Raw genomic sequence first — 12,885 nt, forward strand, 5'->3', positions numbered from 1 at the left:
ATGGGAATCGAAAAAGAAAATTATGGTGTAACAAAAGAGGGGAAACAGGTCACAAAATATACATTGACCAATGGACAGGGAGCCAGTGTTTCGTTTTTGGATTATGGTGCAGTGATCCAAAGCATTATTGTACCGGATAAGGATGGAAAATTAGAGGATGTAGTACTGGGCTATGATACATTAAGTGGCTATGAGAGCAATGTGCCGAGTTTTGGATCGCCGGTAGGACGTTGTGCAAACCGTATTTCAAACGCTTGCTTTGTATTAAACGGTAAAGAGTATCCATTGGATAATAATGATGCTACAAACTGTTTGCATGGCGGTTTCTTACGTTACAACTATTTGATGTATGATGCAGAATGTGCGATAAGTCAGGATGATGCAAGTGTATCATTTTCAAGAGTTAGTCCGGATGGCGAGCAGGGATTTCCGGGAAATCTGACACTTACGATCACATATACTTGGAATGATGCCAACGAGTTAATGATTGAATATAATGCGGTGAGTGATGCCGATACAATATTAAATATCACCAATCACAGTTATTTTAATATTGGTTGTGGTGGACAGGCTGCCGGAGATGTGTTGGGTGCACAGGTGCAGATTGCTTCAGCAAAATATACACCGATCAATGAAAAACGACTGCCAACGGGAGAAATTTGTGATGTTGCAGGAACAGCAATGGATTTTAGAGAGTTTCATGACATTGGTTCCAGAATCGGTGAAGATGATGCAAATGCTCAGACAGTATCCGGATATGATCACAATTATATTTTACCGGGCAATCCGGGCGAGATCTGCTATGCAGCTGCTGTGAGAGATCCGGAAAGTAGACGTATTGTGGAAGTGTTTACAGATATGCCGGGTGTACAGTTGTATACGGCGAAAGAGCTTGTAGAACAAGGTGGAAAAGGTGGCATTACCTATGGAAATTTCGGTGGTTTATGCTTTGAAACACAGCAGTACCCAAATGGAATTAATGAGCCAAAATTCCCATCACCGATCCTTAAAGCAGGGGAAACCTTTGAATCAACGACAGTGTTCCGATTTGGAATTTATTAGTTGAAGCACGTATTTTTGGAATTTATTCATTGATTTGTGCTTTTTGGAAGCTACCGGTTGAAGTGTACATTTTTAGCATTTATCAGATGAAATGCGTATTTTTAGAAGTCTGTTTGTTGGGTGTGCATTAAATATGTGTTTAAAATGGGAGGGGGACTTGGCGGAGGGAGATCTGCCAAGTCCCGTTAATGAAAATGATTATGAAAAAAGTAAGTAATGTAATCAACTTACAAGTAATAAGTTACCGAAAAACTGTGTGCGGTTTGTGGTAAAAGTATGAACATTTTGTGAAAACGTTCATATAAATAATTAAAACTTTCCATACCGGAAATCACTGTCAAAACCACATATTGCTTATTATGTCGGTAGTATTGACATATTTTGCAGCCACTATATTATGGGTCCTGCCATCAGGAAACTATAGCAATTGCCTTGCCGCAATTAGTTTTTACAGTGATTTCTAAATTTTGTTGTCTCTGATGGTTGATTTACATGCCTTGCGGAGAACTCGATGTCCCGGAAGCAAGGTATTCATCATTTTTGAAAGGGACTTTGCGCTCGTCGTTACTTATGTCTCGTATTTCAGAGACATTAAGTAACGTGACGTAGCGCATCGTAGCGAAAGCGTCCCGTCCAAAAATTGATGATACCTTACTAAACCGGGACATCTCAGACACTCCTTCAGGCATGTATTCATCAGAGACTTAACAAAATAAGAAATCACGTAAAAACTCTGCATTCTGCGGCAATTGTCTTAGTTTTCTTGATGGTAGGACAATTCACTTTGTCGGCTGCAAAATAGCTATTATTTTCCGACATAATAAGTAATATGTGGTTGTGGGAGATTTGCGGTATGGAAAGTTTGAATAAATATTATACAAAATGGTGGAAAGTAATGAAAAGTGTATTTCAGAAGTGTTTGCGAAAAGATTTTGGAAAGCATGAGTATAAGAGATATGTTGCGCTAAGTCGCAGAGAGTTGAAAGGACAAAAGCCAAATGAACTTTCTTTTGTCAATAAACCGGTGTACCAAAGAATGTACCGTCATCTGATGGCCGAGTCCCCGGATAGACGTGCACAAAGGGCAGAGGGGCTTCTAAAGGCGTTATATAAAGCACTGCGGATAGGTCAAAGTTTTGTGCCGGTGACAATCGTATATGTGATCGCTAATTTTTTGCTGATCGGATTGAAATTAGATTATGTTGTTACATGCATTAGTCTTGCTGTATTAGGCATCAGCTTTTTGTACAAATTAACCGAATATTTAACCAATCGCTATTGTTTTATCGATGCTTACTTGGTAATGGTATACCGTGCCGTTCTTGAAAAGCTAAATAGCTGAAACAGCCCGGAGCGGCAAGCTGAAATAACCAAAATCACAAAATCAGTCAACCGAAGCAGTGCAAAGGCAAGCTGAAATGCCGAAAAATGAGAATTAAGTCACCCCAACCACCCGAAGAGGCAAGCTGAAACAACCAAAATTGCAAAAACAGTCAACCAAAGCAGCGCAAAGGCAAGCTAAAATGCTGAAAAATGAAAATTAAGTCACCCAAACCACCCGAAAAGGCAAGCTGAAATAACCAAAATCACAAAATCAGTCAACCGAAGCAGTGCAAAGGCAAGCTGAAATGCCGAAAAATGAGAATTAAGTCACCCAAACCACTCGAAAAGGCAAGCTGAAATAACCGAAATCAAAAAAACAGCCAACCAAACCAAGAAAAATCAGTCATCTTCTAGGTCTACTTGCACATCATCTGTATTTTCGCTATTATGGTTAAGAACTTAAATTGGACATTAATGTTGCACAGGAGGCTGCATATGCATACAGAACGCAAACTGATTTTTTTTGATATAGATGGCACGATTGTGACGGAGGCTCGTGATGGTCGTATTATTCCGGATAGTACACGTACCGCCCTTCGAAAATTACAACAAAACGGTCACTTATGTTTTATTAATACCGGACGAGCGCTTGCTGAGATTGACGAACCTATTTTACAGTTGCAAATGGATGGTCTTGTCTGTGGCTGTGGTACATATATTACGTATCACGATAATGTACTTGCTGAACATACGATACCGTTTGATCTTGGTAATCGCATATTAGCAGCGTTACATGACTGTAATCTGGAATGGATCCTTGAAAGCACGGGGGCTGTATACTATAGTTCACAAACATATCATAGCCACATAGGCGATTTCAAAGAAGAACAAATGGGTGTCATTCCCAATCTTTTTCTTGTGACACCACAGGATGCACATGATCTGACGTTTGATAAATTTTGTATTTGTGATACACCGGGAAGTGATACGGAACGTTTTCTAAAAATGTTTGAACATGACCTCACCTTTATTGACCGTGGTAATGGGTTTTATGAAGTTGTTCCAATGGGATATTCCAAAGCCAGTGGTATGCAGTTTTTGATGGATCATTTTGCAATTGCAAAAGTGGATACGATTGCCATTGGTGACAGTACAAACGATCTGCCGATGCTGTCCTATGCCGGCACTGGAATTGCCATGGGTGGCAGTGCAGCTTCGGTTTTAGATGCCGCAGACTTTGAAACAGATACGATCTTGCAAGATGGTCTTTATAATGCTTTTCGATATTTGCAGCTTGTGTAGTTTTAACAGACGATCAAACGGAGGATAAGAATGAACGATTATTTACCAATTTCCAAAAAGGATATGCGAAAAAGAGGCTGGGATGAGGTTGATTTTGTCTATGTGTGTGGAGATGCTTATGTAGATCATCCGTCTTTTGGAATGGCAATCATTACACGTGTGTTAGAGGCACATGGTTTTCGGATTGGTGTTATCTGCCAGCCGGACTGGAAAGACGAGCAGAGTGTGCAGGTGTTTGGCAGACCACGTTTAGGATTTTTGGTGTCTGCCGGCAATATGGATTCTATGGTCAATCACTATACTGTTTCCAAGAAAAGACGCCATCAAGACGCCTATACTCCGGGAGGCGTTATTGGAAAACGTCCGGATCATGCAACCGTAGTTTATTGCAATTTGATCCGTAAAGTGTATAAACAGGTTCCGATCATTATCGGAGGAATCGAGGCTAGTCTTCGCCGATTGGCACATTATGATTATTGGTCAGACAGCGTGAAACATTCGATCTTGGTGGATTCGCAGGCAGATATTGCAATATATGGCATGGGAGAACGCGCGATAGTTGCAGTGGCAGAAGCACTGGACAGTGGGATTGCAGTAGAAGATATTACATTTATTGATGGATGTGTTTATCGTGCTAAAAATTTAGATGCAGTGTACGATGCACAGATGCTGCCATCGTATGATGACATTTGCAGCGACAAGAAACAATATGCAAAAAGTTTTTATATACAATATCAAAATACCGATTCTGTCACGGCAAAAAGATTGGTAGAACCGTACAGCGACCATTTATATATTGTGCAAAATCCACCGGCTGCTCCACTTACGGAATTAGAGATGGATGATGTGTATGCACTGCCATATATGAGGGGATACCATCCTATCTATGAAAAAGATGGTGGTATTCCGGCACTTAATGAAATTAAATTTAGCTTGACAAGCAATCGCGGATGCTTTGGCGGTTGCAGCTTTTGTGCGCTGACCTTTCATCAGGGACGAGTGGTTCAGGTGCGCAGTCATGAGTCGATCATTGAAGAAGCAAAGCAGATGATAGAAGATCCGCAATTCAAAGGATATATTCATGATGTAGGTGGTCCGACAGCTAATTTTCGGCGTACAGCCTGTGATAAACAGAAAAAATATGGTGTCTGTACCGGTAAGCAGTGTTTGTTCCCAAAACCTTGCAATAACCTTGTTGCAACACATGATGATTATCTGATACTCCTTCGAAAGTTGAGAAAACTTCCCGGTGTGAAAAAAGTATTTATTCGCTCAGGAATTCGTTTTGATTACGTGATGGCAGATAAAGATGATACCTTTTTGAAGGAGCTATGCGAATATCATATTAGCGGACAGCTTAGAGTCGCACCGGAACATGTTTCTGATGCAGTCCTTACGCGGATGGGTAAACCGGAAAATGCAGTGTATGAACGTTTTCTGAAACGCTATCAGAGAATCAACAGCAAAGTTGGTAAAGAACAATTTGTGGTGCCTTACCTGATGTCTTCCCATCCGGGTTCGACACTAAAGGAAGCAGTGGAATTAGCGGAATATTTACGAGATCTTGGTTATATGCCGGAGCAGGTGCAGGATTTTTATCCGACGCCATCCACAATCTCGACGTGTATGTATTATACCGGATATGATCCACGCACAATGGAACCGGTATATGTGCCTAAAAATCCGCATGAAAAGGCAATGCAGCGTGCGTTGATACAGTATCGCAATCCGGACAACTATGATCTGGTCAAGGAAGCCCTGATCAAAGCAGACCGTCGCGATCTGATCGGATATGATGCGAAATGTCTGATCCATCCGCGCAAAGAAAAGTGGATGGAGCATAGCGGGAAGAAGGTATCCCACAAGGGAAAAACAGGAAAACGCTCGAATAATGAGACTAAGTCCGGAAAGCAGTCAGAGAGAAACGGTCAAAGGAAATCGAACGTGGATCGTAATCGAAGCGGTGGGCAGAAGCGTTCCGGGCGCAATAGCAGAAGAAAATAGCCTATTTTGACCAACAACAAAAAGTATACACGGAACACAGAACTCATAGGGATGACACATGATCCTGAACAACAGAAAGGAAGAAAAATGTTTGAGGAAATAATAGAATTCGATCAGGAAAAGATTGAAGCTAATAACTATGACATTGATAAGATTAATGCATATTTGGATGAATTACATGATGTGAAGGAAATTCGTAAAAAAGCAGAGGGACATTATGTGGGAACGACTTGTTCAACTGAATTGGCAAGATTTGGGGCAGCTATTATGGCTTGTCAGGAAAGTAAATGGTTTCGGAAAATTATTAAAAAGTGGGAATTTTGGGAAAATGGTAGATTAGAAGAGGACATCCTAAAGACAACGGAGGAAGAAGAAAAAAAGAGAGGTCGAAAGCTGTATGAGTGATTCGCTGTAAATTGCATTTAAGCTTTTCAATTCAGTTCATATATAAAATTGTATACTTTATTAAAAAAATATTTGACATACAATGATATGTATTGTATAATACAAATTAAAATAGTTTCTATTAAAAATAGTTTCTATTAAAAATAGTTTCTATTAAAAATAGTTTCTATTAATTCTGTTATATTTATTTTCATTACAAATCAATATGAGGAGGAAATCGTATGAAAAAAAACATCAAAAAAATGGTATCTGTTGTGGCTATTACATGCATGATTGCTAATGTAAGTTTAGCAGGCGCATATGAAACGAAAGGTGGAAAGTTAGGTAAGACATCAGTGACATGTTCTATTTCCCGACAAGGAGGTTCGACTACATATTCCCAAGCTTATTTAAAAATATCAGCCAGAAATAAGGTTGAGAAATTAGGAATTAAAAATATTAACATTGTCAAAAAAGACGGTGGTGGAGAGATGGGGGTAAGCAAGTCGGCGAGCAATGCGTATACCGTATCTTATGCTGGTGAACACTATAAGCCAGGCTCAATAAAGAGAATTTCTGCTAAATTTTATGTTACAAGTTCAAATTTTGGAAATTTTAGTGTTAATCTTTCAGAATAATTGCAGAGAGGTTGTTGGAGAAAAGCGGTTGATTTAACAACAAAACCAACCGTGTTTTCTCTTGAGTGGACAGGATAGAGCAATAATTGTAATCTCTACATATTAATGGAAAATAGGGGTGTCTTTATGAAAAACAAAAAGATAATTATTGGATTGTGTTGTGGCGTAGTTATCATAATAGGAATATTTTTGGCGCTAATAGCGACGAGAAAGCCGGTGGAAAAAAATGTCCGGCAGGCTGATCATTCAACGAAAACAAAAACTTCCATAGCAGTTGATTACAGCGGAATTGGAAATACTTCAGGCAATCTTCAAAATGGTGGAGATCAGGCATATGTACAAGGACGTGGGGTGGTAATAGATAACAGAGATGATAGCGGTTCGCAGATGTTATGTTTTGATGATTCCACACAAAAACTACAATTTTATTGTAATAAACGCTCCTGCTTACATAATGGGACAGATTGCATTACAAATCAGCAATTAAGTTATATGGTTAGCTATGGCGATGTTGTTTTTGCAGTCAGTGGAACAGATAATAGTGAAATTTGGAAAATACAAAATAATGAGATCACCTGCATTTACAGAAGTAAAAATCATATTGGAGGTCTATGGGGCTACCGGAAATATTTATATTTTATGAATGATTTTGGCATTTATAGAATTTCTATCGATGATCCGTCTAAGGAGGAGCAGGTGCTTGATAAACCGGTATCATATGAATATGTAACATTTTATAAAGATAAAATATATTTTTGCTTAGAGGATCTGTTACTTTATCAAGCAAATTTGGATGGCAGCGATAAAAAGCGTTTTTGCGATGAAAAGGCAGCGTCGCCACAGATATGTGGGGATTATTTATATTATCGGTGCATGGAATATGATAAAAAGGGTCGTTTTGAGGTGGAAAATGCCTTAAAGCGGATTTCTTTAACAGACCATCACGTAGAAAAGGTGTTGGATGAGGTATATTTATTTAACATTGATGAAAAAAACAACAAGATTTATTATCAGGTGATCTTAAATGATGAGGATGTTTCTTTGAGAGTGTTAGATATTGCGTCAAACAAAAGCAACGAAGTTACAAAGTGCGCGATGGGAGCAATGTACGTGTGTCCGGAGAGTGATTGGCTGGTAATTCAACAATATGAAGGACAGTTAAAAGAGGGGCAAGTGGGCGCGCGTCCTACACATTTGTACTGCGTTAAGAAGGATGGAAGTGGCGAAAAACGTCTCGATTATCCGAAAAAGGTGGAGGGCTAACGATGATTAGAGATAAGATTTTTGTTAAGTTTGCAATTGTATTTGGAATAGGTGTTTTGCTGTTTGGCAGTATAATATTTTTCGTGAACAGGAATCACAAAAATGAGAAGCATTTGAACAAAGTACATAAAAGAGTAGATGCAGAGAATACACCTGTAAGTGATGGTCCGATAAAGCAAACTTCAGCGGGGTTTTATTTATACGATAAGGCTGAACAGCCAATTATGAATGATCAAATAATTGAAGTTAGTAGAGATGGGAAATATGAATTTAATCTTGAATGTATCAATAACTGTAACACAACGTTGAACTATATTATAGCGGTTTTTGTGAACGATTGTTATCAAGAAATAGAACATATCGAAGGAGGGGAAGAAAAGGCAGGTGCTTTTTTATTGAACCCAAATTCTTCTGAAAAGTTGAACATTAAATTTTCGGCAAAAAGTTTTAACAGAAAAAATAATCAGCTTAGAATGGTTATGATTTATTATCCGGATAATATTCCGAATGATTCGCTGGATCAAGTGTTGGTTGGAGAGTCCGCCGGTGTATATAAGATAAAGGGAACATTACCTAATATAGCGAATCCTCGCAAAAAGTTCATACATATGAAATCACGCAAGATCGATAAAGAAAATGATTCAGAAGCTGTATGGCTTTCCGAGAAAGAAGAAAAAAGTATGCCGAAATTTGATTATATATTAGATATGGGAAATTCAGATCATATTTATTTAGGGGCATTAGGAAAGTCGAAGGTATATGTTGGGATGATATTTGTAGATGGCTCTCCAATTAAGGTGGATGGCAATTATTCTTTCTTTTGGAGACAAAAACCAAATGAAATAATAAGTAAAAAAATATCTGTGAATTCAGCTAAGAGTAATGTAGTGTTTGCTTACATGTATGAACAAGGGGGCGATGTTGATAGTTCGTATGTTACAGACAAGTATAAAATTCAACCGTAAAGGTGGAGGACTAAAACCATGAAGTTAGAGATTAAAAACATTAGTAAGCAATACGGTAAAAAAACGGTGTTGCAGGGGGTGTCACAAGAGTTTTCAGGAGGAGTATACGGCTTGTTGGGCCCGAACGGTGCAGGAAAAACGACATTGTTAAATATTATCGCCACTGTTTTAAAGGCATCGGCAGGAACAATCTGTTACGAGCAGAAAAATGTGTTTGATGATCTGGCAGGGTATCATTCTATGGTAGGTTATCTGCCACAAAAGATCGGATTCTATACTCATTTTACCGGATATGACATGATGAAATACATGCATTATCTAAAGGGGGGAGATCGTAAGAACACTCGTCAGATTGATGAATTGCTGCAAAGAGTAAATCTATATGATGTAAAAGATAATAAGATCGCCACTTATTCCGGTGGAATGAAGCAGCGTCTTGGCATTGCACAGGCTTTTTTAGAAAGTCCAAGAATACTGCTGTTAGATGAACCGACAGTTGGCCTGGATCTGGAGGAGCGCGCGGAGTTTAAGAGGATGATACAGGAAGCCGGCAAGAAGATGACAGTGATCTTATCCACGCACATTGTTTCTGATGTTGAAGAGACGGCAGATTATATATTAGTTATGAATGAAGGAAAGGTTCTGGAGAATCATGCAATGTCTTATTATATGAAGCAGATAGAAGATAAGGAACTGACCGGCTTAGAACAGTATTATTTGCATTTGACGGGGAGAAAATTACATGATACAGGGAATGAAATTTGAAAGCAAAAAGTATGTGCTTACTTGGGGAACGTTACTTATGCTGCTATTGCTGACGTTTGCGGCAATTGGCTTAATGCATTTTAATGAGTACGGATATGTTTTTGAAAAAAATACAAGGGAAATTTTCTTTACAAAGATGAAAGACCAACAGATTTCCTTAGCTGACAAGCAAAAGCTGCAGGAGGAAGTCGATCAGCTTCAGACAGAGCTTTATCGTGAGGATGGGACACCGATTAAAACAGAAATTAAGAAGCCGGGGAAATATGCCGGTACGAAGCTTGACGAATATGGATTTTTAGGAGAAGCGATCGATTGCATTGACTGTATCCAAAAGAGAAACAGTAATATGGAGCTGATGGTTTCTGATTATCAGGGAGAATTGGTGGGTTACCATAAAGAAAAAAATACAACAATTGTTGATCAAAAAAAGCTTACGGCTGCCGTTTGTTGTGAACTATATGGCGTACTGCCTTGTTTGTTTGTCATCTTTGTCCTTAGCAATTCTTTTTCCATAGAGTGGGAGAGTCATTTGGCAGATGTTGTCCATGTCACCCGCAAAGGAAGAGAGAGAATTATACTCACGAAGTTATTGCATGGAGTTTTTTGGTCTGTGATTTCCAATTTTTATTTTTGGGGTATTTATTTGGCATATCAATGGTTTGCTGTTGGTATGCGTAGTGAGGACTGGAGCAGTCCGCTCTTTTTGGTGGAGGGGTATCAAATGTGCGCTTCAGGACTAACGATCTTTGGTTATATTTTGCGACAGATCGCAGCATCTGCACTTGCCACGATTGTCATCGCAGTGATCACCATGTTGTTATCCAAATTAACGCGCAAAGGGATCTTTGCACTGTTAGCGGCATTGGTCATTTTTATACTGGGGATCATTCCGGATGTTATGGAAGTGGTACTTTATAACAGCATTTTTTTGGTGGATTCGGGAGAACGGTATTTCCTGCCGAGACCGGAATTTTATCGATTATTAAAAATCGAAAAACTTGGTAATCCGATTTCATTATTTCAGATAAAATATTTTGCGCAGCAGCCGAGGTATATTCAATTAGGACAGTATCAATATTCTATGGTGATCTTCCCGCTGCTTATCGCCGTTATTCTTATTGGGATATGTATTATGCTATTGTTGTGGACCAAAAGAGGTGGTAAAAAATGATATGGTTTGAATGGAAAAAGATCTTAAACGGTAGAGTGCTGCTATGCTTTGTCGTTATCCACCTGGCTTTCCTGATGCTCTTTTGGACACAGAATTCTAGTGTACAAAAGGGAAGAAATACTGTAAAGCAGCAGGAAATATATCAAAAGATCGGTGGCAGATTGACGGCATCTACCGCAAAAGAGATTGAAGAGCTGAAACAGAGAAAGGATGCCGTGTTAGAGGAGGAGGCGCAGAAAGAAGATGAATATGCGCAGGGGAAGATCAGCGTCGATGAGTATATGAAATATCGTGACGAATATCATATGATGAATGATAAGAATGAAGCAATTGATATGATCTATGAAAAATACGAGACAGCACGAAAAAATGGCTCTTGGATGATCTTTGATGGTTATTACGATCAATTATTTCGCATGGATCGAACGCAGTGGGGCTTGATGTTGTCTGTTTTTTTGCTGATCGTGTTGTTAGTATGCTGTGAGCCAAAAGAGTTATTGGCAACGATAAGTGTAACCAGAGAAGGCAGAAGAGGATTATGGGGTGCTAAGCTTAGAACAATCCTTATGGCGACATTGATATTTGTCATTCTGTTTGCCGTGGAGGAACTTATGGTGATACGACAGTTTTCGCCACTTTCTTATTTGGACGCACCCATTCAAAGCATTTCCTGTTTGGCAGGAAAGCATATCACGATCAGTATTGCTCATTGGTATTTGTTGACGCTGTTACTTCGAGTAGTAAATACAATGATCTTTGCAGTCGTGACCTATAGTATTCTATATTTTATACAAAACAAAAAGGTCGGAGCCCTGATTTTGGCAGTGCTCATATTTGGACCGGTATTGGCAGCGGCGTTTATGCAGTACGACACTTGGAATATAATAGCAAAATGGATCATGGTTTATCCGGTTATTTCCTAAAATATAGGATGAAACCAGTCGTTATAAAAAATATAATATCTCCATTGGAGAAAATCCTCCATGAGAGAAAATCGTCCTTGGAGAAAATCTGTCGCTAACTTGAAAAAGTAAATTCCAGTGCAGGAGAATATCCTTCATGGGAGAAAAACTTGACAAACAGAGGTGATAAGGGGTAAAATAATATTAACTAGAGGTGTTGGTAGGGTAGCACAATAAGTTTGTGTTACTTTTGATAAGGGAGGGATGACGATGTCATTATATACAGGTAATAATAGTGGATTGATGAGTTCGTTATTTGGATCATACAAGAACTCATTGTTTGGAGGTTTGAGCAGCTCTCTGAGCGATTATTCGATGATCCGTAGTGGTGCGTATGGCAAGCTGATGAAAGCATATTATGCAAAAGAGGCTGGTACAACGCAGAAGACAGACAAAACAGACAAAACTAATAAAAACGATAAGACAGCACAGATGAGCACACAGGAAAAGGAGCAGCTTCAGCAGATGCAGGAGCTCAAGACCGGTGCAAAAAGTTTGTCGGATGCGGCATCTGCCTTGCAAAAGGACTCTTTGTATAAGGTTGAGACGGCAGAGGATGGTACGAGTGCGGTGGATCGCAGAAAGATCACATCAGCACTGGAGAGTTTTGTAGGTGCGTATAATACTTACATTGAGCAGACCGGTAAATCCTCGAAGTCAACGGTGCAGAAGCAGAATCTGTCAGCGTTGAAAGCAACAGCTGCTAATTCCAAATTGTTGGCAGAGGTTGGTATTAGTTATGACAAAAAAGGCAACTTGACATTGGATGAGACAAAGGCACAGAAAGCTTCCCTGTCAACGATCAAATCACTGTTTCAGGGTGGTGGTTCTTATGGAGATACGATCGGTGATAAGGCAACAGCAACATATCGGCTTGCCAATAGTGCAAGTTATAAGACTTCCGGAGGAACCAGATATAGCAGCCAGGGAACGTATTCTACTCTTGGCAACACCAGTAATTTACTGGATCAACTGCTATAAATAATGCGTATTTATGTGAAGAAATAGATTGTCCAACTGTTTGGTGCGGTTGGACAGTTTTTCTG

Annotated in this window: 12 protein-coding genes; all 12 read left to right on the plus strand. The window is 39.2% G+C overall.

Going from position 1 to position 12,885, the window contains the following annotated elements; all coding sequences use genetic code 11:
* Nucleotides 1–1,062, plus strand: coding sequence for an aldose epimerase family protein (locus ACSAJE_RS00280; protein WP_458009401.1), 1,062 nt, complete (start codon nt 1–3; stop codon nt 1,060–1,062).
* An 853-nt stretch (nt 1,063–1,915) separates the two neighbouring features.
* Nucleotides 1,916–2,404, plus strand: a complete 489-nt coding sequence (locus ACSAJE_RS00285) for a hypothetical protein (protein ID WP_022024897.1) — start codon at nt 1,916–1,918, stop codon at nt 2,402–2,404.
* 476 nt (nt 2,405–2,880) lie between these two features.
* On the plus strand, nt 2,881–3,687 hold the full coding sequence (locus tag ACSAJE_RS00290) for an HAD family hydrolase (RefSeq protein ID WP_458009402.1): 807 nt from the start codon (nt 2,881–2,883) through the stop codon (nt 3,685–3,687).
* A 30-nt stretch (nt 3,688–3,717) separates the two neighbouring features.
* A complete protein-coding gene (locus ACSAJE_RS00295) occupies nt 3,718–5,691 on the plus strand; it encodes a YgiQ family radical SAM protein (protein WP_458009403.1) in 1,974 nt (657 codons plus the stop codon).
* Nucleotides 5,692–5,778: 87 nt separating this feature from the next.
* Nucleotides 5,779–6,096, plus strand: coding sequence for a hypothetical protein (locus tag ACSAJE_RS00300; protein WP_458009404.1), 318 nt, complete (start codon nt 5,779–5,781; stop codon nt 6,094–6,096).
* A gap of 221 nt (nt 6,097–6,317) precedes the next feature.
* Entirely contained in the window at nt 6,318–6,713 is a 396-nt protein-coding gene (locus ACSAJE_RS00305; RefSeq protein ID WP_022025714.1) for a hypothetical protein, read from the plus strand.
* A 126-nt stretch (nt 6,714–6,839) separates the two neighbouring features.
* Nucleotides 6,840–7,976 carry a DUF5050 domain-containing protein gene (locus ACSAJE_RS00310; protein WP_458009405.1) on the plus strand — a complete coding sequence of 379 codons (1,137 nt, stop codon included), beginning with the start codon at nt 6,840–6,842 and terminating at the stop codon, nt 7,974–7,976.
* Nucleotides 7,977–7,978: 2 nt separating this feature from the next.
* A complete protein-coding gene (locus ACSAJE_RS00315) occupies nt 7,979–8,941 on the plus strand; it encodes a hypothetical protein (RefSeq protein ID WP_458009406.1) in 963 nt (320 codons plus the stop codon).
* Nucleotides 8,942–8,959: 18 nt separating this feature from the next.
* Nucleotides 8,960–9,706 carry an ATP-binding cassette domain-containing protein gene (locus ACSAJE_RS00320; protein WP_458009407.1) on the plus strand — a complete coding sequence of 249 codons (747 nt, stop codon included), beginning with the start codon at nt 8,960–8,962 and terminating at the stop codon, nt 9,704–9,706.
* Nucleotides 9,684–10,877 carry a hypothetical protein gene (locus ACSAJE_RS00325; RefSeq protein ID WP_118690830.1) on the plus strand — a complete coding sequence of 398 codons (1,194 nt, stop codon included), beginning with the start codon at nt 9,684–9,686 and terminating at the stop codon, nt 10,875–10,877. Before ACSAJE_RS00320 ends, ACSAJE_RS00325 begins: the two co-directional genes overlap by 23 nt.
* Entirely contained in the window at nt 10,874–11,800 is a 927-nt protein-coding gene (locus tag ACSAJE_RS00330) for a hypothetical protein (protein ID WP_458009408.1), read from the plus strand. The genes ACSAJE_RS00325 and ACSAJE_RS00330 overlap by 4 nt, the downstream gene beginning before the upstream one ends.
* Before the next feature lie 249 nt (nt 11,801–12,049).
* Complete coding sequence (locus tag ACSAJE_RS00335) at nt 12,050–12,820, plus strand: hypothetical protein (RefSeq protein WP_458009409.1); 771 nt, start codon at nt 12,050–12,052, stop codon at nt 12,818–12,820.
* Nucleotides 12,821–12,885: the final 65 nt, after the last annotated feature.

This window comes from Jutongia sp. SJQ-6 (genome assembly GCF_054161275.1).

Coding starts and splice junctions, on each gene's coding strand:
- ACSAJE_RS00295 (WP_458009403.1), top strand. CDS start 3,718: ATGAACGATTATTTACCAATTTCCAAAAAGGATATGCGAAAAAGAGGC.
- ACSAJE_RS00320 (WP_458009407.1), top strand. CDS start 8,960: ATGAAGTTAGAGATTAAAAACATTAGTAAGCAATACGGTAAAAAAACG.
- ACSAJE_RS00335 (WP_458009409.1), top strand. CDS start 12,050: ATGTCATTATATACAGGTAATAATAGTGGATTGATGAGTTCGTTATTT.
- ACSAJE_RS00330 (WP_458009408.1), top strand. CDS start 10,874: ATGATATGGTTTGAATGGAAAAAGATCTTAAACGGTAGAGTGCTGCTA.
- ACSAJE_RS00310 (WP_458009405.1), top strand. CDS start 6,840: ATGAAAAACAAAAAGATAATTATTGGATTGTGTTGTGGCGTAGTTATC.
- ACSAJE_RS00325 (WP_118690830.1), top strand. CDS start 9,684: ATGATACAGGGAATGAAATTTGAAAGCAAAAAGTATGTGCTTACTTGG.
- ACSAJE_RS00300 (WP_458009404.1), top strand. CDS start 5,779: ATGTTTGAGGAAATAATAGAATTCGATCAGGAAAAGATTGAAGCTAAT.
- ACSAJE_RS00305 (WP_022025714.1), top strand. CDS start 6,318: ATGAAAAAAAACATCAAAAAAATGGTATCTGTTGTGGCTATTACATGC.
- ACSAJE_RS00290 (WP_458009402.1), top strand. CDS start 2,881: ATGCATACAGAACGCAAACTGATTTTTTTTGATATAGATGGCACGATT.
- ACSAJE_RS00280 (WP_458009401.1), top strand. CDS start 1: ATGGGAATCGAAAAAGAAAATTATGGTGTAACAAAAGAGGGGAAACAG.
- ACSAJE_RS00285 (WP_022024897.1), top strand. CDS start 1,916: ATGGAAAGTTTGAATAAATATTATACAAAATGGTGGAAAGTAATGAAA.
- ACSAJE_RS00315 (WP_458009406.1), top strand. CDS start 7,979: ATGATTAGAGATAAGATTTTTGTTAAGTTTGCAATTGTATTTGGAATA.